Annotated in this window: 18 protein-coding genes and 1 pseudogene; 9 read left to right on the top strand and 10 right to left on the bottom strand. The window is 42.0% G+C overall.

Going from position 1 to position 22,829, the window contains the following annotated elements; translation table 11 throughout:
* Window positions 1–22: 22 nt before the first annotated feature.
* The 6 genes and pseudogenes from KVY11_RS02060 (at window position 23) to epmA (ending at window position 7,255) form a co-directional block, all read left to right on the top strand.
* On the top strand, window positions 23–1,234 hold the full coding sequence (locus KVY11_RS02060) for an alkane 1-monooxygenase (RefSeq protein ID WP_218287945.1): 1,212 nt from the start codon (window positions 23–25) through the stop codon (window positions 1,232–1,234).
* 2 nt (window positions 1,235–1,236) lie between these two features.
* Window positions 1,237–1,401: pseudogene (locus KVY11_RS02055) on the top strand (rubredoxin).
* Between the two features lie 577 nt (window positions 1,402–1,978).
* Window positions 1,979–3,613 (top strand): arylsulfatase, encoded by a 1,635-nt coding sequence (locus KVY11_RS02050; protein ID WP_218287944.1) that lies wholly within the window; start codon window positions 1,979–1,981, stop codon window positions 3,611–3,613.
* 118 nt (window positions 3,614–3,731) lie between these two features.
* Window positions 3,732–4,904, top strand: coding sequence for an OmpP1/FadL family transporter (locus tag KVY11_RS02045; protein ID WP_218287943.1), 1,173 nt, complete (start codon window positions 3,732–3,734; stop codon window positions 4,902–4,904).
* A gap of 303 nt (window positions 4,905–5,207) precedes the next feature.
* Window positions 5,208–6,275: a 4-phosphoerythronate dehydrogenase gene (locus KVY11_RS02040; RefSeq protein WP_218287942.1), complete on the top strand. Its 1,068-nt coding sequence runs from the start codon at window positions 5,208–5,210 to the stop codon at window positions 6,273–6,275.
* The gene (epmA, locus tag KVY11_RS02035; protein WP_218287941.1) at window positions 6,272–7,255 is read left to right on the top strand and encodes an EF-P lysine aminoacylase EpmA; all 984 of its coding nucleotides are present in this window, start codon (window positions 6,272–6,274) and stop codon (window positions 7,253–7,255) included. Before KVY11_RS02040 ends, epmA begins: the two co-directional genes overlap by 4 nt.
* 52 nt (window positions 7,256–7,307) lie before the next feature.
* Here epmA and KVY11_RS02030 read toward each other — a convergent pair whose 3' ends face one another.
* The 6 genes from KVY11_RS02030 to ahcY form a co-directional block, all read right to left on the bottom strand.
* Window positions 7,308–8,531, bottom strand: coding sequence for a multifunctional CCA addition/repair protein (locus KVY11_RS02030; protein WP_010326378.1), 1,224 nt, complete (start codon window positions 8,529–8,531; stop codon window positions 7,308–7,310).
* Window positions 8,532–8,614: 83 nt separating this feature from the next.
* The gene (locus KVY11_RS02025; protein WP_168159180.1) at window positions 8,615–10,894 is read right to left on the bottom strand and encodes an NADP-dependent malic enzyme; all 2,280 of its coding nucleotides are present in this window, start codon (window positions 10,892–10,894) and stop codon (window positions 8,615–8,617) included.
* 140 nt (window positions 10,895–11,034) lie between these two features.
* Window positions 11,035–13,911, bottom strand: coding sequence for an EAL domain-containing protein (locus tag KVY11_RS02020; RefSeq protein WP_218287940.1), 2,877 nt, complete (start codon window positions 13,909–13,911; stop codon window positions 11,035–11,037).
* A 181-nt stretch (window positions 13,912–14,092) separates the two neighbouring features.
* On the bottom strand, window positions 14,093–14,809 hold the full coding sequence (locus tag KVY11_RS02015; protein ID WP_010326381.1) for a 16S rRNA (uracil(1498)-N(3))-methyltransferase: 717 nt from the start codon (window positions 14,807–14,809) through the stop codon (window positions 14,093–14,095).
* A 40-nt stretch (window positions 14,810–14,849) separates the two neighbouring features.
* Window positions 14,850–15,686: a methylenetetrahydrofolate reductase [NAD(P)H] gene (gene metF / locus KVY11_RS02010; protein ID WP_151835897.1), complete on the bottom strand. Its 837-nt coding sequence runs from the start codon at window positions 15,684–15,686 to the stop codon at window positions 14,850–14,852.
* A gap of 205 nt (window positions 15,687–15,891) precedes the next feature.
* Window positions 15,892–17,274, bottom strand: coding sequence for an adenosylhomocysteinase (gene ahcY / locus KVY11_RS02005; protein WP_130234983.1), 1,383 nt, complete (start codon window positions 17,272–17,274; stop codon window positions 15,892–15,894).
* A gap of 221 nt (window positions 17,275–17,495) precedes the next feature.
* On the opposite strand from ahcY, the gene KVY11_RS02000 reads away from it, so the two are divergent.
* Both KVY11_RS02000 and KVY11_RS01995 read left to right on the top strand, forming a co-directional pair.
* Complete coding sequence (locus KVY11_RS02000) at window positions 17,496–18,029, top strand: cysteine peptidase family C39 domain-containing protein (RefSeq protein WP_218287939.1); 534 nt, start codon at window positions 17,496–17,498, stop codon at window positions 18,027–18,029.
* Between the two features lie 20 nt (window positions 18,030–18,049).
* Window positions 18,050–19,000 (top strand): DUF4424 family protein, encoded by a 951-nt coding sequence (locus tag KVY11_RS01995; RefSeq protein WP_218287938.1) that lies wholly within the window; start codon window positions 18,050–18,052, stop codon window positions 18,998–19,000.
* A gap of 276 nt (window positions 19,001–19,276) precedes the next feature.
* Here the strand turns inward: KVY11_RS01995 and KVY11_RS01990 are convergent, their stop codons facing one another.
* From KVY11_RS01990 to KVY11_RS01975, 4 genes are all read right to left on the bottom strand, one after another.
* A complete protein-coding gene (locus KVY11_RS01990) occupies window positions 19,277–19,795 on the bottom strand; it encodes a tetratricopeptide repeat protein (RefSeq protein WP_168159079.1) in 519 nt (172 codons plus the stop codon).
* Between the two features lie 79 nt (window positions 19,796–19,874).
* Window positions 19,875–20,213, bottom strand: a complete 339-nt coding sequence (locus KVY11_RS01985; RefSeq protein ID WP_168159078.1) for a DUF3325 domain-containing protein — start codon at window positions 20,211–20,213, stop codon at window positions 19,875–19,877.
* The gene (locus tag KVY11_RS01980) at window positions 20,210–21,922 is read right to left on the bottom strand and encodes a PepSY domain-containing protein (RefSeq protein ID WP_218287937.1); all 1,713 of its coding nucleotides are present in this window, start codon (window positions 21,920–21,922) and stop codon (window positions 20,210–20,212) included. The genes KVY11_RS01985 and KVY11_RS01980 overlap by 4 nt, the downstream gene beginning before the upstream one ends.
* Window positions 21,923–21,929: 7 nt before the next feature.
* Window positions 21,930–22,280: a hypothetical protein gene (locus KVY11_RS01975; RefSeq protein WP_218287936.1), complete on the bottom strand. Its 351-nt coding sequence runs from the start codon at window positions 22,278–22,280 to the stop codon at window positions 21,930–21,932.
* A 273-nt stretch (window positions 22,281–22,553) separates the two neighbouring features.
* On the opposite strand from KVY11_RS01975, the gene KVY11_RS01970 reads away from it, so the two are divergent.
* Complete coding sequence (locus KVY11_RS01970) at window positions 22,554–22,814, top strand: hypothetical protein (protein WP_010326389.1); 261 nt, start codon at window positions 22,554–22,556, stop codon at window positions 22,812–22,814.
* The last annotated feature ends 15 nt before the right edge of the window (window positions 22,815–22,829 follow it).

Here is a 22,829-nt window from a genome sequence, read left to right as displayed (position 1 = left end):
CTAAAATAAAAAGGAGTACCGCATGAATGCACTGACCTTGCTTGAGCAGCAGCACAGTGAACATCAGTTTAAGGATAAAAAACGGCATTTATGGTTATTTGGTTTGGCTTACCCGTGTATTGCTATGGGTGCTTTGGCAGGCTATCAGTTTGGCCCCAAAAAACTACGTTCGGTGTTTGCCTCGACAGGCCCGATTTTTATGCACGTGCTCATGCCAGCTTTGGACAAATTGATTGGTGAAGACAGTGAAAACCCACCTGATGCTGCAATTGCAGCCTTAGAGGCCGATCCCTACTATGCCCGTATTGTGAAGTTATTTATTCCGCTGCAATACAGTGCCAACTTTTATGCCTTGTACCTCGCCAGTCGTGATAGCACCCCAACACATGATCGTGTGCTTATTGGCACGTTATTGGGGGTGCTGAATGGTGTTGCGATTAATACTGCGCATGAACTGAGTCATAAACCGAATAAATTAGAACAAATGTTATCGCATTTGGCGTTGGCACCGACGGCGTATAATCATTTTCGAATTGAGCATCCTTATGGGCACCATCGCCGTGTGGCGACACCTGAGGACCCCGCTTCTTCGCAAATGGGCGAGTCTTTTTGGCAGTTTTGGCCAAGAACAGTGGTGGGTAGTTTTAAGTCGGCAGTTGAAATTGAAACTCGACGTTTAGAGCGTCAAGGGCATGGATTCTGGTCACTCAAGAATGAGTTGTTGCAAGGCTGGGCGATGTCAGGGCTTTATCATGCGGCGATGTTAAAATGTTTTGGTAAAAATATTGCGGTTACCCAAGCCACTCAAGCTTTGTACGGTATTACGTTATTTGAAGTCGTAAATTATATTGAGCATTACGGTTTAAAGCGGGAGCAGCTTGAAAATGGCCAATATGCACGCACCCAGCCAGAACATAGTTGGAACAATAACAACTTGGTGACGAATCTATTCTTGTATCAGTTGCAGCGTCACTCTGACCATCACGCTTATCCAACGCGAAGTTTCCAAACTCTGAGAAACTATGAAGACGTACCCCAGCTTCCAGCAGGTTATGGGGCCATGATTCTACCAGCACTAATTCCAAAGTGGTGGTTTAAATTGATGGATCAACGGGTGGTGGAGCATTATGCCGGTGATTTCAGTAAAATGAATATTTACCCTAAAGCCAAACAGAAAATTCAGCAGAAGTTTACGGGATTGTTTTGTCAGTCATCCCTTATACACGAGGACTAAACATGAAGCGCTACCAATGTTTGGTTTGTGGATGGATTTATGATGAGCAACTCGGATAGCCACAGGAGGGAATTGCTGCGGGTACGCCATGGCAAGATGTTCCTGAAAACTGGACCTGTCCTGATTGTGGGGTTTGTAAAGTTGACTTCGATATGGTGGAAATTTAAACAATAAATTTAAACACATTCTGTATAGGGTGCTGCTACAGGCTGTGGTCGCACCAAAAACCTTTCTATTTGATGATTTATTCTTCTAAACCATTCTAGAACCATTCTTTCGGATGGTTGTTCTACGCTTTAAGACTGCTAATCTTCTGAAGCAGATTAAATACTCCGGCTCGGAGTGAAAAATCGTAAGTCATGTTTTAAAGAAACCCACTATTAGGGATGATTGTGGGTTTCTTTAAAATCTAAAGCATATTTAAAAAATATCGATGTGAAATCGAATACGAATAGAACCAAGTAACCGAATTCGAAGATAACAAACATATAGCTCTTATGTAGGGTATGCATAAGAGTTGTGCTCAAAAAAGGATGTAGGATCTAGATGACTAACCAATATATTAAACACAGAACATATTTCTTTTTATATCAAGCTTATTTTGTGTGTCTACTGAGATTTCTAGCAACAAAAATCTAGATTTCTCGAATCATTTGTAACACCTAACACATTACTTATAAAAATTTAAATGCGAGCAAAAGCTGGTAGGGATACCTGTAACTAAAAACGGTCAATGAGGATATCATGCATATCAAAAAGTCTAAATTGTGTTTGTCTATTGGGGCTACTTTATTATCTACGATTTTTGCTACAACACAGGCTGCACCTCAGCAAAGTTATCAAAAAGGTAAAACGATTGCTGATGATCCATTTTTAAAGGCGGTGGTTACTTCTGAAAACATGGAGCCTGCGATCATTCATCCAGCGCAAAGTGCGGCAGCCCAGAAAAAACTGAATGCATACAAACAAAAAACAGGTCGTACTCCAAATATTCTAATTTTCATTGTAGATGATATGGGGTGGGGAGATATTGGTGCCAATGGTGGTGGTACAACAGTTGGTGCACCAACGCCAAATATCGACAAATTGGCTCGAGAGGGATTGCTCTTTACTTCTTTCTACGCACAACCGCTGAGTACACCTTCACGTGCGGCCATGATGACAGGACGTTTACCAGTTCGAACAGGTTTGGTTCGACCGATTCTGACAGGAGAAAAACTTAAAGCAAATCCATGGGATGGTGAAGTGACTGCCGCTGGATTGTTACAAAAAGCGGGTTACCACACAGGCATGATCGGGAAATGGCATTTGGGTGAAATCGAAGGTGCTTATCCACAACAAAATGGTTATGACGAATATTTCGGCTTTTTACAAGTGGTGTCTAATTTAAGCGAAATGACAGATGAGCGTTTATACCCAAATTTGATTCATGACCCTGAGCGTTTGGAAGCAATGCGTTCAATTCAACCGCCTGAAATTACCAGTGGTGTCAAAGGTCGGCCATTAAAGGTCGAGCAGTCGATTAAAACGATTGATGATATTAGTCGGATGGATCAAAAGTTTGCAGATTATTCTGATGAGTTTATTCGTCGTGCAGGCAAGAAAAATGAACCTTTCTATCTCGTTCATTCTTTTTCACGGGTACATAATGACAATTATCCAGCACCAGGATATGCAGGAAAAAGCCCTGCAAAATACCCTTATAAAGATGGTGTAGTTGAAGTCGATGACATCGTTGGTCGCCTGATGAAGACTTTAAAAGATACGGGGCAACTTGAAAATACAGTGGTGTTCTTCACTTCTGATAATGGTGCTAATGAGGATGTATGGCCAGATTCAGGCTTTCATCCTTGGAAAGGTGGCAAAGGCACGACATGGGAAGGGGGAATCCGTGTACCCGGTATTGCATACTGGCCAGGTATGATTAAAGCAGGTCGTGTCAGCGACGGTATTTTTGACATTCTTGACTTATTTAATACTTCCGTTGCATTGGGCGGACAAAGCAACCAAATCCCAAAAGACCGTTATTTCGATGGTATTGATCAAACGAGTTTCTTGCTTGCAGATGATGGCGAATCAAACCGTGAAACCTCATTTTTCTATTCAGGGAATCAGTTCGCTGCATTACGTTGGAATGAGTTTAAAGTGCATTTCAGAGTCATGGAAACTACATCACCACGCAAGAATATTGATAGCACAGTCATGTCTGCTGCCAATCCTGCGCCTTGGGCCTACAACTTATATATCGATCCGAAAGAACAAATTCCAAGCCATCATGGTTTTGAGTGGGGCTATCCACGTGCTTTGAATCTAGTGCGTTACCACATGAGTACTTTTAAGAAATACCCAGTTAAAGACATTGGACTCAATGTCCCTTAATACGCCATTAGGCAATTCATTGAATTAAATAAAGATTATTTAATTCAACAAGATGAATACTTTTCTACGGAATGAATGACAAGTATTCACTTTTTAAAACGTAACTAAAGGAATAGAAATGAAATTGAATCAGAAGCATCTCATTGGGGCGATACTGTCCGTATGTGCAGGCCAGATTTATGCCGCTGGTCTTGAACGTTCGCCACAACAAATAGATGCTTTATTTGAATCTGGCACTTATGCTGAAGTCGGTTATACCTATATTTCACCTGATATCACAGGTACAGACAGCAGTGGAAACAAAGTTTCAGATATGGCTGAAGACTTCCAAATGCTTAATTATGCAGTAAAAACTGACATAAATCCGAAGTTACGCCTTGCAGTGATTTATGACGAACCTTTTGGTGCTAAAGTAAAGTTTGAGGGTGATAATAATTTCATTGCAACAGACCGTCCAGCAGGAGATGCCAATACACGTGTAGATGTGAAATCGAAAAACATCACAACACTTTTAGGCTATAACCTAAATAAAAATGTCATGATTTATGGTGGTCCAGTACTTCAGCAGCTTCAAGCTGATGTTCATTTACGTGGTTTAACTTATGGAGCAAATAGTGGTTATAACAATCATTTTGATGACATCGCGGTAGGGTGGGTTGCAGGTCTAAGCTATGCCAAACCTGAAATGGGGATTTTGGCTTCATTAACCTATCGCTCGGAAGTTGAGCATAAAACAACGATTAATGAAGATGTGCCATTAGCAGACATGGTATTCACAGAGGATTATTCCCACAGTAATTCAGGGACTATTACGACACCTGAATCTGTGAATTTAAATCTGCAAACAGGCCTCAATGCAACGACTGCTGTATATACAAAAGTTCGTTATGTACCATGGAGTGATTTTGCCTACTATCCACCAGTACTGAAAGCAGCAACGACAGAAGCTTTAGGTAAAGGTTTACCTTTAGTTGATTATTCTGAAGATCAATTGGCAGTCGAAATTGGATTAGGCAAACAATTGTCGCCAAATTTAGCAATTGCAGTCTCTGGTTTATGGGACTCAGGTGCAGGTGACCCCGCACCAACTTTAGGTCCTGTGAAGGGTTATTGGGGTGCGGGTTTGGCTGCTAAATACAATATTAGTCAAAAAATGGCTTTCAGCGTAGGTGGTCGCTATATGTGGTTTGGTGATGCGGAAGGTGAAACTTCGGATCGTCGTATTGTTGGCGAGTTTGAGGACAATACAGGCTATATCGTGGGGATGAAACTCTCTTATAAATCTAAATAATTCATCTCGCTTATTACTTGCTTGAGGTTTTGCCTTCTCTCTGAAATGTTGGGAGAAGGTTTTTTTTAGCAGTTCTGAATTATCTGTCTAATGGTTTGTATTGTCATAAGACGTACTGAGTTGACTGCATGTTTTTTAGTCTTTTGAATGAAGTCAATCTAGATAAAGCCAGTCTTTAAAGTATTCGGTTTTTCACCATGAAGATGAAACATCGTGACTGTTTATTCAGATGTATTGCAGAGCAACATAGTGTTGCGCTTGTGCAACGGTTATCATAGAGCCAACAAAGCGTTGGAAGACATTATGAAAATCGTGGCAGATGAAAATCTCGCATTTACCGATTATTTTTTTGCCGAATTTGGTGAAATTGAGCACAAAGCAGGGCGTACTTTAACGCATGCCGATGTTGTAGATGCCAAAGCACTGTTGGTGCGTTCTGTGACGCAAGTCAATCCAGCATTAATCAATAACACCACACTTCAATATGTAGGTAGTGCCACGATTGGTACAGACCATTTAGATATTGAAGCTATTGAGAAACAGAATATTCAATGGGCGAATGCCGCAGGTTGTAATGCGCAGGCGGTGGCTGAATATGTGATTACAGCTTTACTTCATTTGAATCCAGCATTGCTGAACGCTGAAGAAAGTTTTACTTTGGGCATTATTGGCCTAGGAAATGTCGGTTCTCGCTTAGCTTATATGGCTAAACTCTTGGGTTGGAATGTGATTGGTCATGACCCTTTTGTACAGCAAGATGCGATTCAGCAGGTCGATTTAAATACGTTGTTGCGTACTGCCGATGCAATTTCATTGCATGTGCCTTTAACCCAAACAGGATCACATCCAACCTACCATTTGTTCAACGCCGAAGCTTTCGCTGCGATGAAAACGACAGCAATATTGATTAATTCTGCGCGTGGACCTGTGATTGAAGAGCAAGCTTTATTGGCCGACATCGAAAAAACGCAGCGCAAAGTGGTACTAGATGTCTTTGAGCATGAGCCTGTGATTTCTGAACAAGTGTTGAAAGCCGTAAGTGTGGTGACACCACATATCGCAGGCTATAGTTTAGAAGGCAAGGCGCGTGGTACACAAATGATCTACGAGGCTTTCTGTAAAACTTTCCAATTTGAAGCCCATAAAAGCTTCGAGTCGCAGTTGCCTGTGTGCGCGCAATATTTTGAAGGGCAAGATTTGAAATCTGCACTTCAACAGCATTTAAATGAAATCTACCCAATTTTACGAGATGATCACGCTTTACGTGCTTGCTTAAAAGAGGGGATGATCGATCAAAAAGCCTTTGATCATTTAAGAAAGACTTATCCATTACGCCGTGAATGGGCTGCACACGGAGGACCAAAGGCATGAGTCAGGACGTGATCCATTATCAGCCAACCTGTGACTTAAAAGCCATGCGAGCGCGTGCGCAAATGTATAGCCAAATTCGTCAGTTTTTTGCTGAACGTGAAGTGCTTGAGGTTGAAACCCCGGTTTTATCTCAAGCTGGTGTGACCGATGTGCATTTGGCTTCGGTTCAAGCGCAGCGCCATGTACAAGGTAAGCAACAAACGCATTATTTGCAGACATCACCTGAGTTTGCCATGAAGCGCTTATTGGCCAGCGGTAGTGGGCCAATTTATCAAATCTGTAAAGTCTTCCGTGATGATGAACATGGTCGTAAACACAATAGTGAATTTACCATGCTGGAATGGTATAGACCGAATTTCAGCTTGAAGGATTTGATGTTTGAAGTGACAGATTTATTGAATGTCACATTAAAGCAGCGTTTTGGTGAGGTTCGCCCTACCATTTTGAGCTATAAGCATGCGTTTATGGATCGTTTGGATCTGAACCCACTGCAAGCCAGTTTGAAAGAGTTAAAAGACTGCTGTAATCGTGTAGGTTTAAATTTGGACTTGGGCGATGACCGACTGGGCTATATCGATTTACTTTTTTCACATTTTGTAGAGCCAAGTCTAGGTTTTGATACGCCTGTATTTCTGACCGATTTTCCGCCAGAGTTGGCCTCGCTTGCCAAAACTAAAACGGATGAAGACGGTGAATGGGTTGCGGCACGTTTTGAACTGTATATCGAAGGTTTAGAACTCGCCAATGCATATGATGAGTTGATTGATGCGGAGGTGTTGCGGTCGCGTTTTGAAGCCGATAATACTGAACGTGAAAAGTTAGGCTTACATGTGATGCCGATCGATGAGTTTTTATTGGCTGCTTTGCCTCAAATGACGGCATGTGCAGGTATTGCTTTAGGTGTGGATCGTTTGTTAATGATTGCAACAGAACACATGCAGTTGGAAAAGGTGATTACCTTTCCCGCATCCATTTCTTAAGTGAAATTAAATAAAGCGCCGATTGTGGCGCTTTATTTGAGTCGATCAAGTTTTAACTGTACTGAGCCTTTAGCTCTCCAATCGCGTGTATTCGACGTTCTATCAGCATTTCACCGATATCCGGGCCTTTAATATCCGCAGGTAGGTCTTGCGCTTTGATATTTCGCACAACATCCATCACCTTTAAAATATATGCAGATTGTGGGTATTCACGGTCTTCAAGCCCTAAACGACCACGTGAGTCGCATTCACAGGCCTGCACAAAGGCTTCAACCCGTTCTGGACGACGTAGTACATCTAAGCGTTGCAGTAAGCGCCATAAAGTGCCTGGTTTTAAGGTTAGAGCTTGATGACATTTCAAATGTTCTTTACAGACCGTAATTGCGAGCTGTTTCATCTGCGTTGGAACTTTTAGACGCTCACACACTTCTGTCACAGGTTTGACCCCACGTTCTTCATGCATGATATGACGCGGTAGCTCGTCCACAGGTGTCAAAGCTTTGCCTAAGTCATGTACTAAAACAGCAAAACGAACATCCAGTGCGTAGTTGGCACGACATGCTTGCTGTAATGACATCATGGTATGAATACCGCAGTCAATTTCAGGGTGATACTCAGGGCGCTGTGGAATACCGTAAAGTGCCGCGATTTCTGGAAAAAGTACTTTTAAAGCACCACAGCGACGTAGCACTTCAAAGTATTCATCGGCATGATCTTCCATCAGAGCACGAGAGGTTTCTTTCCAAATGCGTTCAGGAGTTAGTGCCTCCAGTTCACCCGAGTCTGCGAGTTGCTGCATCAGTGCCAACGTTTCTTCGGCTACCGTAAATCCTAGGGTTTTATAACGTGCAGCAAATCGTGCAACACGGAGGACGCGTAGAGGGTCTTCTACGAAAGCATCAGAAACATGCCTTAAAACACGCAGCTCTAAGTCGCGCTGGCCACCATAGGGGTCATACAGTGTGCCTTCATCATCCATGGCAATGGCATTGATGGTAAGATCACGTCGAATTAAATCTTGTTCTAGGGTAACGGTACTGTCGGTATAAAACTCAAAGCCATGATAACCATGCCCTGACTTACGTTCGGTGCGGGCCAGCGCATATTCATCTTTGGTTTCAGGATGTAAAAAAACAGGAAAATCTTTACCTACAGGTTGGAAACCTTGGGCAAGCAGTTGTTCAGGCATTGCACCGACAACTACATAATCTTTTTCGTGATAGGGGTGACCCAGAAGCTGATCTCGGACCGCACCGCCTACTAAATAAACTTGCATGAAAAAACCTCTATTCTTACAGCCATCATGCTACAGAATAGAGGTTTTCTCAAGTCACAAGATGCGAGTACAACGACAAACAATTATTCGCCGTTTTTCTCCGCTTCTTGAATTTCAGCTACAGTTAGTGCAGTCATATTCACTAAACGACGTGTTGTTGTTGTCGGTGTCAAAATATGAACTGGCTTTGCTGCACCCAGTAGGATAGGGCCAATGGTGACATTATTACCTGACGTTGATTTCAACAGGTTAAATGAAATGTTGGCTGCATCCAAGTTCGGCATGATCAATAGGTTCGCAGAACCTTTGAAGCGTGAGTTTGAGTATGCAAAGCTACGAATGTTTTCATCCAATGCTGCATCCGCATGCATTTCACCTTCAACTTCAAGTTCTGGCGCGATTTGCGACAAAATCTCAAACACTTTACGCATTTTTTGTGCGCTTGGGTCGGTCTGGTCTGAACCGAAGCTTGAGTGAGATAGTAGCGCAACACGTGGTGTCATACCAAAACGACGCACTTCTTCAGCGGCTAAAATAGTCATTTCAGCCAGTTGTTCAGCCGTTGGATTACGGTTGATGTAAGTGTCAGCAATGAACAGGTTGCGGTCTTCAAGCATTAAAGCATTCAATGTAAAGAAAGAGTTGTGACCTTCTTTTTTACCAATGATGTTTTTAACGAAGTCTAAGTGGATATCGTAGCTTGAATACGTACCACATAGCATCCCGTCTGCTTTACCATGTTTCACTAACATCGACGCGATCAAGGTCGAACGACGACGTGCTTCACGTTGCGCATATTCAGGTGTTACACCTTTACGTTGCATGAGCGTGTAGTAGTCATCTGCAAACAGTTCGTAGTCAGGATTTTTTTCTTGATCGACAATCGTGATATTCACACCATGTTCAAGACGTAAGCCTAACTTTTTAATGTTCGCTTCAATAACCGCAGTTCGACCGACTAAAATTGGTTTTGCAAGATCTTCATCGACCGCAATTTGTACTGCACGAAGTACGCGTAGGTCTTCACCTTCAGCATAGGCAATACGTTTTGGGTCGGATTTTGCTTGAGCAAAAATAGGCTTCATCATAAATGCAGAGTTGTAGACAAACTCAGACAGACGCTGACGATAAGCAGAGAAGTCTTGAATTGGTCGATCAGCTACACCAGAGTCCATTGCTGCTTGTGCGACAGCAGGTGCAATTTCTAAAATCAGACGTTGATCGAGTGGACGTGGAATAAGGTAGTCACGACCAAAAGATGCTGATTTTTCACCATAAGATGCTGCATCTGCTTCAATGTGTGCCATACGCGCAATTGCATAGACACATGCGATTTTCATCTCTTCATTGATCGTTGTTGCGCCTACATCAAGAGCACCACGGAAAATGTAAGGGAAGCAAAGTGCGTTGTTCACTTGGTTTGGATAGTCTGAACGACCTGTCGCCATGATCACGTCATCACGAACTTCATGTGCATGTTCAGGAAGAATTTCAGGATCTGGGTTTGCAAGTGCAAAGATAATCGGATCTTTCGCCATGACCTTAACCATTTCTTTGGTTAAGATACCCGCAGCAGATAAGCCAAGGAACATGTCTGCGCCTGCAATCACGTCAGCCAGTTGAGTGCCTTCGATATCTTGTACATAACGTTTTTTAGACTCATCTAGACCTTCACGTTTCGTGGTAAGCAGACCGCGAGAGTCAGCCACAACGATATTTTCTTTCTTCGCACCAATTGCACAAAGAAGATCTAAACAAGATAATGCTGCTGCACCTGCACCTGAAGCAACAATCTTGATTTCCTCAATTTTTTTGCCATTTAACTGCAAAGCGTTTAGCAAAGCAGAACCGACAATAATAGAAGTACCATGTTGGTCGTCGTGGAACACAGGAATGTTCATGCGTTCACGTAGTTTTTGCTCGATATAGAAACACTCTGGTGCCTTGATGTCTTCAAGGTTGATACCACCAAAAGTCGGTTCTAATGCAGCAACAATGTCCACGATTTTGTCAGGATCATTTTCTGCAATTTCGATGTCAAAAACGTCAACACCAGCGAATTTTTTAAACAGTACGCCTTTACCTTCCATAACAGGTTTAGACGCTAAAGGACCAATGTTACCAAGGCCAAGTACGGCTGTACCGTTACTGACCACAGCAACTAAGTTACCACGCGCTGTGTAAAGCGCCGCAGTAGACGGGTCGCGTTCAATCTCTAAACATGGTGCAGCAACACCTGGTGAATAAGCTAAAGCTAAGTCACGTTGGTTGACCAGCTGCTTGCTTGGTGTAACGCTGATTTTCCCTGGAGTTGGAAATTCGTGATAATACAAAGCTTGCTGTTTTAATGATTGATCGTCCATCTGAATCTCTTTGTAGCGTGGGTTAGCCAGCGGAGCTGGTGGTTTTTTAGTAGACAAGACCGAATATACCATTAGTTGCTGGTATATCCCAGTGATAGCTGGTGCTTTTTAAGGCAAACTTAGAGCTAAAACAGTCTGATTTATATTAAGTATGTATAAGAGGGCGTATCGAGATGATCTCTTAAGTATTGGGTAGCATCGAGCTGTGGAAGAGGTTTTGAAAATAAATAACCTTGCGCGATATCACATTCTAAGTTTTGCAGGTAACTCAGTTGTTGTTCGGTCTCAATTCCTTCCGCCACCACGGTCATACCCATGGCTTTCCCCATGGCAATCATGGCACTCACAATAGCTTCTTGTTTGCAGTGCCCAATTTTTGAAATGAAGCTTCGATCAATTTTTAAAGTATCGATTGGGAAGTCAGTGAGGTAAGACAGCGAGGAATAACCTGTGCCAAAGTCGTCTAAAGAAATATGAATGCCACGTGATTTGATGGTTTCAAGGAGATTTTTTACCGTTTCCGAGTTTTCAACCAAAGTGGATTCTGTAATTTCTAATTCGAGGCTGCTGCCACTAATTTTGTATCGATCAAGGGCTTCATCTAGGTCCTTTAAAAGCTGTCCGCGTTGTAGTTGTTGGGCAACCACATTGACCGAGACACAGATATTATCAAAACCCAATTTATTCCATTCTTTGATTTGCTTCGCGGTTTGTAAAATCACAATGCGACCGATGTCTGAAATCAAGCTGGTTTTTTCTGCCATAGGAATAAACAGACCTGGCGGTACGATGCCCTTGGTTGGATGATTCCAGCGTACTAGTGCCTCAAAACCATAAATTTTCTGATTGTGAAAGTTGATTTTGGGCTGGTAATAAACCACTAACTCATTGTTTTGTATCGCCAGTCTTAAATCGCGCTCTAAATAAATCCCTTCTTCCAATGCAACGGTATTGCTCAGGCTGTAGAACTTTGTGGCATTTCCACCTAAACGTTTTGCTTCACTCAGCGCTTGTTCAGCACAGTTGTTTAAGTAGTCCAGTTGACGACCATGTTCAGGGTACTGCGAAATCCCCATTGAAAGCGTAATAATATGTTCTTGACCAAAAATATCAAAAGGCAGACTAAAGGCTTTATTAATGCGATCGATATGTTCCTGAACTGAGGGCCGAATATGAGAGACCTCATATACAATTGCAAAATCATCACCATTCAAGTGAGCCACCATCAGGGCTTCAGCATTGGTCAAACGAAGGCGCTGGGCAACTTGGCGCAGCAGCTCATCGCCTCCATTATTGCTTAAGAATTCATTCAATGGACGGAAACGGTCAATATTGAGCCGAATAATCGCCAGTTGTTTAATGCTATCTTGTTGAGAAACCAAATATTGATGAAGCTGATAGTTATAGTAAAAACGGTTGGGTAAGTCAGTCAGCGTATCGTAGTTTTCTAAATAAGAAAGACGCTGTTCTTGTAGTTTACGTTCGGTTAAATCGGACACGATACCAATATAATGCGTGACACGATCTTGCTCATCGGTAACGGCATTCAGATGCATCCAAATACACAACTCTTTGCCCGACAGAAACTTTTCATTCAGTTCACCGTCGTATTCGCCTTTTTTAAGGAGTTGGCCAATGATTTGGTTATGTGTGGTGCGTTGAAGCGACTTATAGTTCGCAACAATATCAAACAAATGTTTGCCATTGATTTGTGCAGCTTCAAAGCCAGCCAAACGTTCAAAGAAGGGATTTACGTCGATATAACGCAGGTCTTCATCTAAGATGAAAATCCCTTGTTCAGCTTGTTCAAGTACGCTCGCTGCTAGTCGCAGACGTTCTTGGTTGCTTTTTTCATGTTGAATGTCACGTCGAATACCGACCATTTGTAACGGTTTTTGATTGATTGGATCGCGAGCAATGACACGCCCAGTGTCATGTACCCAGTACCATTTCCCGTTATTGTGTTGCACACGGTAAGTGGCTTCATAGCGGTCTGAATGACCCCGTAAATGACTTTTCATTGCAGATTTAAACGGGGCAATATCATTTGGATGAATCAGGTACTGAAGCTGAAGTTGATGCTCTGTGGAATTTTTAAGTACTTTTTCTTGTTTGTGATTGGTCAATGAAATGAGCCTATCTTTAATATTCCAATCCCAAGGACGGATACCTGAAATTTCATGGGCAAGCGATAGGTTTTCTTGTTTGTTCTTTAAGTCTTTGTTGATTTGATTTACATCAAAGGTTCGTTCACGTACTTTTTGTTCAAGCAATTGATTATTCAGTTGTAACTGTTGTTCAATTTCTTTGGATTTATTCACTTCATTTTGTAGTTGTTTGCATAAATCATCGGTCCAAGCGACTTGTTTTTCAGCTTCTTTTTTCAACTCTCGATTTTTAATTGAGAGGCGGGATAAGTGCTGATTAATACGGTTAGTGGCGTTGGCACAAAGCAAAATCACAATCAGAATAAAGTTTACAGTGAGGTGAAAAAGAGTGTGATTGGCATCGAAGTTGATAAATTGCGAGAGGACATAAGGGGTGATAGACGGAATAAAAACCAAACAAAAATAACTGATGCGTTGCGTTAAATAGGTAAGGCAAACGGTCTGTGTGACGATCACTAAAAGTGCAGACAAGAGTAGGGCATTTGTATAGTTAAAATTGCCAGATAGGCTGGGTAAATAGTAATAGATACAGACGACGCCTGCTGCAACCAAAAGACCAATACTTAAACAGATGCCTTGAATCCAGTGGTGCGCATGTTTGGCAGAGTGATTTTTCGGGTTGAAATACACGGTGTTCACGAGCCAAAAAATGCTGAGAATAAACTCAGAAACAAAAAACCACAGGTTAAAATAAAAAGAATCTTGAGAAAAATTATAGTGATATGCACAGAAAATATAAAAAATAAGAATCAGTAAGCTACTGATGAGGAAACGAAGATGGCTAATGGAATGCGATATTTGCGCAGTCTGCAAGTGCCGATCAAGATTTTCTGTAGAAATATCTGGCATGAATCGCGAAACCTTATTTTTTTTATGACCCAATGGCGTTGTGTTGTGTCTTTTTTCAAATTTAAATACATTGTGTAAAACACAATCAATTTATATTTTGATATAAGTCAAGGGTAATATTGTTGTACATAATAATCAATATATTAACAGAACAAAAGGGTGACTCGGCTGTTTATGTGATTTAAATCACTAAATTGTAGTTGAGGATTGACAAAGCTACGACTGGTGCTGTCTCTGTACGCAATACACGCTCACCAATACACCAGTTAATAAAACCGTTCTCATTGGCTGTTGTAATTTCAGCCTCACTTAAACCACCTTCAGGCCCAATGAGTAGTGCAATGTTTGGTGTCGCATGTGCCAAAACATCGATTTTTTCTTTATTCGGGGCGAGTACAAGTCGAGTTGCAGGTAATTCGGATGCGAGCCATTTCTCTAAACTGAGTGGTGCAAGGATTTTTGGAACAATATTCATGCCGCATTGTTCACAAGCTGCGATGGCGATGCCTTGCCAGTGATCAATTTTCTTTTGATCGCGGTCATATTTCAAACGCATTTCACAGCGTTCAGACGTTAATAGTTGAATCTCCGAAACGCCTAATTCAACTGCCTTTTGAATGACATAATCCATACGGTCACCTTTACTCATGACTTGACCGAGTAAAGTTTTAAACGCAGGCGTACGATTGGTTGGGTTAAAAGCAGTGACCTGAACTAATGCTGACTTTTTAGCAACGTCACTTAAGGTCACTTCATATTCGCCGCCTTGTCCATTAAACAAAGTAGCCGTTTCACCGACTTGAGCACGCAAAACTTTTACCCAGTGGTGAAACACAGTTTCAGTCAGTTCGACAGTGTGATCAACATTGAGTTCTGCTTCCATAAAAAAACGAGGCATTCGGTTTTACTCTCAAATAGGGTGAATCTAGTTTAAATGCTTATGCTAAACCGAGGTCTAGTACAAGCTGGCGGGTAGGGTCAGTCGTGTTCATGGTGTAGAAGTGCAGACTTGGCGCGCCGCCGGCAAGTAAACGTTCACAAAGCTTCACAATCACTTCATGACCGAAGGCTTTAATACTTGCGGTATCGTCACCATATGTTGCCAGTTGCTTACGAATCCAACGCGGGATTTCAGCGCCAGTACCGTCTGCAAAGCGGATCAAGTTGCTGGCATTGGTAATTGGCATGATGCCTGGTGCAATTGGAATATTCACACCTTCTTTTTGAATGCGATCTACAAAATAGAAGTAGGCATCTGGATTAAAGAAGAACTGAGTTAAACCAGCATTGGCACCAGCATTGGCTTTGTCGCAGAAACGCTGAATGTCTAAGTCAAAGCTTTCAGCTTGTGGATGCATTTCAGGATAGGCAGCAACTTCAATATGGAAGTGATCGCCTGAATGCTCACGGATAAAGCGCACGAGGTCTGTTGCGTATGGCAACTCGCCTAAACCGACTTGTCCAGAAGGTAAATCGCCACGTAAAGCGACAATACGGTCAATGCCTTGATCTTTGTAGATGTCGAGTAATTCAGCAATACGTGCTTTGTCATCGCCAATACAAGATAAGTGCGGTGCAACAGGCGTACCTTTACCATTGAATTCAGCAATGGCAGCAAGGGTACGTTCACGGGTAGAACCACCAGCACCGTAAGTAATTGAGAAGAACTCTGGGTTTAATAACTGAAGTTCTTGGTGTACGACTTTAAGTTTTTCTGCACCAGCATCGGTTTTGGTTGGGAAAAACTCAAAAGAAATTGGAACTTTTTTGCTCATCATCAAATCCTTTTTTATAAATGCTATTTTTTGTGTTTGCTCTCATCCCATCCTTCTCCCAGAGGGAGAAGGGGATTCATTACATTGAATAGAGATAACAAGATTTCACTGCTAACATCATTCGGTAATGAAAGTCCCTCTCCTGAGCAGACTTTAAGCACTGCTTTAAAGTTCAGCGCAAGAGAGGTTAGGAGAGGTTTGCAACTTAGTATTTATAAGCGTCAGATTTGAACGGACCTTCAACAGCTACACCTAAGTAATCTGCTTGTTCTTGAGTCAATTGAGTCAAGACACCACCAAAACCAGCAACCATTGCCGCAGCAACTTCTTCATCTAATTTCTTAGGAAGAAGTTCTACACGAATCGCCGCTTGTTTTTGATCTTCTGGAAGATCAGCAAATTTCTCAGCGAATAAGTGCATTTGACCCAAGACTTGGTTGGCAAATGAACCATCCATAATACGTGATGGGTGACCTGTTGCATTACCTAGGTTAACTAAGCGACCTTCAGAAAGAAGGATCAAGTAGTTGTTTTCATCTTCTGAACGATAAACTTGGTGAACTTGAGGTTTCACTTCAACCCACTTGTAACCACGTAAGTAGTTGGTGTCGATTTCAGTGTCGAAGTGACCGATGTTACACACCACTGCACCTGCTTTTAATGAATCAAGCATTGCAGCGTCACATACGTGGTAGTTACCTGTTGTCGTTACGATCAGGTCAGTGTTTTCAAGAAGGTCAACATTGATGTCTTCTTTTTTACCAGTCTGTACGCCATTTTTGTATGGAGATACAACTTCGTAACCGTCCATGCATGCTTGCATTGCACAGATAGGGTCAACTTCAGTTACACGTACAATCATGCCTTCTTGACGAAGTGATTGAGCAGAACCTTTACCTACATCACCATAACCAATCACAAGCGCACGACGACCAGATAAAAGCATATCTGTACCGCGTTTGATTGCATCATTCAGTGAGTGGCGGCAACCATATTTGTTGTCATTTTTAGACTTAGTTACAGAGTCATTCACGTTGATTGCAGGAACTTTCAAAGTACCGTCACGAAGCATTTCATACAGACGTTGAACACCTGTCGTCGTTTCTTCAGTTACGCCGTGGATTTTTGCAATCACTTCAGGATATTTTTCATGAACAAGTAGGGTTAAATCACCGCCATCATCCAAAATCATGTTGGCATCCCAAGGGGTACCATTCACATTGATTTGTTGTTCTAAACACCACATGTATTCTTCTTCTGTTTCGCCTTTCCAAGCAAATACAGGTACACCAGAAGCCGCAATTGCCGCAGCAGCATGGTCTTGAGTAGAGAAGATGTTACAAGAGGTCCAACGAACTTCTGCGCCTAATTCAACTAATGTCTCAATGAGAACAGCAGTTTGAATGGTCATGTGGATACAACCAAGGATTTTTGCGCCAGCAAGTGGTTTTGCAGCAGCATAGCGCTTACGTAGGCCCATAAGTGCCGGCATTTCTGCTTCAGCAAGTTTGATTTCTTTACGGCCGTAGTCAGCGAGTGAAATATCAGCAACTTTGTAATCTGTAAATGAAGCAGTAACCGCGTTCATCACGATCTCCTAATATAAAAAATTGATCATTCAGTTCGCGGATGCCGTTGTTGATTCAAAAAGGATTTGAACCGGATCGTCGAGCCTAGCGATTTCACATTTATGTACCTGTGAAAAAGTCGCAGCATCCCTCGACTAGCGAAGTATTGTACTTGGAAATTGATTTAGTTCCAACGATGTTTTGTTTATTATCAACACAATCATCTTTTTTGAATTGTGTTATGGCCTTGAATATCCCTGAATCCTTAATGAACCTTGAAGCTAATGGCGGTATTTATGCGGTATGGATGCTACTCCAGCATTTATATATCGATGCGGATATTGAACAGTTGATAGAGGTCTGTGGTTATGATGCAGAAAACGGAACGACAACCATTGGCTTGGCAGTTGGATTAAAGAAATTTGGCTTTGATGTTCAATTTTATACTGATGAAGACACAGAGCTTCAAGCACAAGAAAAATTGAGTTATGCAGAAGCTGAGCAACTAAAGCTGCCAGTTTTAGCGGCCATCAATTACCAACAAATTCAACAGGCATTTGAGCAAAATAAATTTATCATTGTCTATTACGATACTTTAGAAGGCGTCGGAAACCATTCACTGGTTTATTCTATAGATGAGCAGGAAATCTGTTTCTTTGACAGTTTTGATGCGATGCCTGTATCTGTATTTGAACAGCAACGTCAAGTCGAGGGCATCTGCCGACAAGTGATCGTGCTTGATCATTCAAGCGCTCGCATGGAAACAGCACAATAAACATGAAAAGAAGACGTTAAATGAAAAAGATCCTCGGACTATGCGTGTTCATCTCTATGCAGATCAGTGCGAATGACAGTACGGGTTTTGTGGCAACAGGAGGTGTGCGATATCTTAAAAATCCAAAGATTAGTATGCAAAGTGAAGATTTGTTTATCAGTAAAAACATCATTCGGGTGAATTACCAATTTAAAAATCTTACCGCTCAAGATATTACGGAAACTGTTTTATTTCCCTTGCCGCGTGTGGGCAGTTCGCGTGAAAGTGATTTTGCGCATACAGAACAATTGATTCAAAGCTTTAAAGTACAAGCCAATGCACAAAAGCTTCAGCCAGAAACGCATGTGCGTGCATTTTTACCCGCTTTAACAGCTAGTGGAGACTTCAATTCCAATGGTGACGTCGTCGATGTGACTGCAGGTTTGAAAAAATGTGGTTTTTCAGATCGAGATTTGATGTATCCGTGGTTATTACAACAAGACTCTACGCTTAATCAGCGTTTGTATCGTTGTCAGGACAAAACAGTGCAGCAGCTTTTAAAGCCCTATCAGGCGGATGATGAAATTTATTGGGAATCGCAAATCATTTATAGTTGGCAGCAGAAGTTTAAGGCCAATGCGTTGACCCATGTACAACATGAATACATGCCATTGGTCGGTGGTTCGGTCTCTTTATATCCTGAAGAAGATGAGAAGATCTATTGTATGGATCAAAACTTCAAAGCGGGTTTGAAAAAGGCCAAGTCGCAATATCCACCTTATCAAGCCTTGGGCTATATCTTAAAAACGGGTGCAAATTGGGCGAAACCTATTCAAAGTTTTAAACTGACCATTGAGCGTGACCCGAATGAGCTGGTTTCATTTTGTTGGAAGGGTCAGGTGAAAAAGATCAGTTCGACACAATTTCAAATGACAGAAAAGAATTTTGTGCCGAAGCAGGATTTAGAGATTATTTTTGTGCGTAAGTTTTAGTTTTAAGTCCAATTTTTTGGGCGTTCTTTTGTTTCGGCAAAAGAACCAAAAACATTTGTCTTCCGAAAAATCTGTTTACTTTCTGAATGCAGAGCGCCTTTTGTTGCAAAAAACAATTCATTTTAAAGGCGACTACTTCGTCTTACGCTGCAAATAAAAGCATTGCTTTTAATCTTGCTGAGGTTGCGGATGACCTTATGGCGTATCGAATGAAATTTAAAAAATGCCAGTCAGTTTATTCACTAACTGGCATGACATCAAAGGATGGGCTTTTACTTATTCTTGCTCTGCGGCATCTGCCTTGTCGTGCCAGTATTTGGCTTTTGCTTCATCTGTATCGACACCTAGCGCATTTTCATAAATGAATGCCAAATCACGCATGGCTTGAGCCTCACCCAGTTCCGCTGCTTGTTGTACCAGTTCAATTGACTTAGCGACATCTTTTTCAACCACATCACCACGACGGTAAAAACCAGCCAACTCTAATATTGCAGTAGGGTGTTTCAGTTCAGCGGCTTGTTTTAACCAGTGATGTGCATGTCCAAAGTAGGTTTCAGCTTCGCTTGGATCTTCTTCTCGAAGTTCTTTGGCATAAAAAGCATAACCTTCACCCAGCCAATACATGGCTTCTACATGACCCAATGCTGCTGCTTTGAGCGCCCATTCTTCTGCAAGCGTAATGTCATCTTCATTTTCACTTTGCATATATAGTTCAGCGAGTTCAAATTGAGCGTCACTATTGCCTGTTGTTGCAAGGTTGACCAATTCAGCAGGAATTTTAGGAGATTTAGGCATACAAATAACCAAAGATTTAAACTGTGGATAGCCTAATGCTTTCAAGTGAAAAAGCCAATCCGAAGATTGGCTTTTAGGTTCAGATCAGGTGCAAAGTTAGGCTGAATATAAATAAGAGTAAAACTGAAACAGCGATATTCTTAATTTTTTGTTCAAAATAACTTAAGCAAAGTCCAACAAACAGTGCAGCGAAGCTAATTACGCCGACCCAATAACTGATTTCGATGCTCCAATGTCCTTGTGTTAAGCAAATGAGCAAAGAAACAATTAACAGGAACCAACCCACAGTGGTTGCTAAGCGTGTTTGCTGAAGTGTCAGTTCTTTAGCAAAGATTTGTTTTTGGTGCTTAGACATACTGCTAGCAAGAGCAAAAAAACCTAAGGTTGCTAAAGTCCAAATAATCAGAAACCAAATCATGCTTCGGCCTCCTGAACAGGTACTTTCACTTTTTTATTCGGCAAACCTTGATGTTTTTTAACTTTGTCATAAGCGAAATAGAAAATCACTGCCATTACCCACATGGCTAAATCAACCGATGCAATCATCCACTGGCCTTGCGCGATGCTGTTCCACAAAGCTTGACCGCCTGTCATCAAGTTGACCACTGGCAGCAGGGCGAAAGCGAGTGTTGCCAATAAAAGTAAGTCTAACCATGCTTGGCGGTGGGTACGGAAAATGGCATAAATTAGCGTGAGTAACCATACGGTAAAGAAGCTACGAATTTCCCAGTTCAGGCGCATTTCTACATCTGCAGGAATGAAACGGTTGGCATAAAAATATGCCGCGCAGGCCAAAGGCAAACCAATAATGGCTGCAATATTCAGGACTTCAACCAGTCGGAAACCAAATGATTTATAGCCTTGTTTCTGCTGTTGGGGAGCACGTTTTACACACCAAAGGATCAGACCCGTAGCCACCATGAGCGTGCCTAAAATACCTGAGCAGAATAATAACCAACGCAGCGCTAAGTCGAGGCCACGCGCTTCGTGTAAGACGGTGACCACGTTATATATGCCACTTGGAATCGATGGATTTTTGATTCGTATATTTTTATCCGTTTCATCTTGACCCGTGACCCCATTGTAGTTGAGTGTTGCATACACATTGCGATGCGCGACGCTTTCAGCACGCAAGGCACGCAACTCAATTTTGGCTTGGTCTGTATTGGGTGAAATAATGTTAATTGAAGCAATTGGGTTGTCTTTCCACTGTTGTTGTACTGCTACCATAATTGGGGCTAAGTCTGTCAGTGGGGCAGGGCGGAGTTCGGGTTGTGGTGGGCGTTCCTTACCACGACCTTGAGCATGTTCACCGCGTTGCTGTCCACGTTCTCCACGAGCCGCTCTTTCGCCTTCGCGTGGCACATCTTCAGCCTTTTGGGGCTGCTCAAGCATGCTGGCCTGTTGGTCACGTAAAAACTGTTGTCGATTTTCATAAGCTTGGTTAATTCCCCAAGGCATGAACATAAACATGAGCAGTAGTAGGCCACTAAAGGTAATCATTAGATGAAAAGGCAATGCAAAAACAGCGGTTGCATTGTGTGCATCTAGCCACGAACGCTGACCTTTGCCAGAGCGAAAGGTAAAGAAATCTTTAAAGATTTTTTTATGGGTAATGATGCCACTGACAATTGCGACCAACATGAACATGGTGGCAATCCCGACTAACCAACGCGTCCACAGGCGGGGTAAACCGTACAACTCAAAATGGAAACGATATAGGAATCCACCACCACGCGTATCCCGTGGTTCAATCACTTCACCAGTCGCACTGTCTAAGGTGATGCGTGTTCCACCACGACGTGCTTTCGGGTCTTCACCAACGGCACGAATAGTCACTTCAGTTGTGGTTTGGCGTGAGTTGGGTAGTTGAATATTCCAACTGCCTGCATCTGGGTGGTTTTTCTGTAAATAGTTGAGCGCGATCTGCATCTGTTGCACTTGAGACTGCGCAGGGATAGATTGATGTGTTTCGGGTTTCATCCAAGTAGAAATTTCATTTTGGAAAAAACTCAGGGTTCCAGTCACAAAAATTGCATACAGCAGCCACCCTAAAATGAGACTGGCCCATGTATGCAACCATGACATGGATTGGCGCGGTCCTTCCGCTTTTTGATCAACACGCATTGAAAAACTATCCTAAAAATTTGAGTAGGGCATACAGTGCAATACATGGCACAGCAATGCCGAGCGTTGCTTTTAAGGTTTTTTGAACCATAAAGACCCAAATAAAGGCAGCACAGTTAAGACAAAATGCAACGAGTGTGGCGCTCATGGCCGCATTCACAGGATTTGCAATAAAGAGTTTGGCAATGGTTAATGCAGAGAGTGCAGCAAGGAGATAACCTCCGAGCAATGCAAGTGCAAATCGATACAACACCATCAGACGGTAGCTAAGTGGTGTGTCGACTTTCTTCTTTTTGGCAGGCTTCGGATGGACTTTTTCCGAATGAACCAAGGCATCAATTTGAGTGGTGCTATTCATGGAAGAGAGTTGGTGTATTAGTAAATAATATTGCAAATGATAACAATTATTATTTAAATAAAATAGATGGTAACTTTATTTATTTTTTCTGTAACGGTAAGTGAGTTTGGTGAACAGAAAAATTTGGATTGTAGTCGCTGCCTTTTTAAATCGATTTGATTCTTATTGTTATTTCTCTAAGGAATAGCTACACAGTGTTACCAAATCACGTTATACGCTGTTTTGATCTGCGTTAGTTTCATAGTCAATACTTGGGCGAATTTGGAGGAAAAGATGGCTGCTTTTATTAATGCTGAACAGGCAAAAATTATGTCCAACCAAGCGTATTTAGATATTGAAGTCTATAAATTACGTTTAGCTTCACTCATTGAGGAGAGTGCGAAACAGGGAAATACTGCGGTATTTACAGTTCTGCCAAAACATTTACCCCTAGAAGATATTCGTCATTTTTCAGCAGAACTTACCCAACTGGGATATCAAGTTCGTTTGGAAGTGGAAGAGTTCTATTATCGTTTAAACGTGTATTGGATTTAAAACTTCGCTTTGATG

The sequence above is a fragment of the Acinetobacter sp. CWB-G5 genome (assembly GCF_019209785.1).
Taxonomy (GTDB): Bacteria; Pseudomonadota; Gammaproteobacteria; order Pseudomonadales; family Moraxellaceae; genus Acinetobacter; species Acinetobacter johnsonii.
This window is presented reverse-complemented; position numbering and strand designations above follow the sequence as displayed.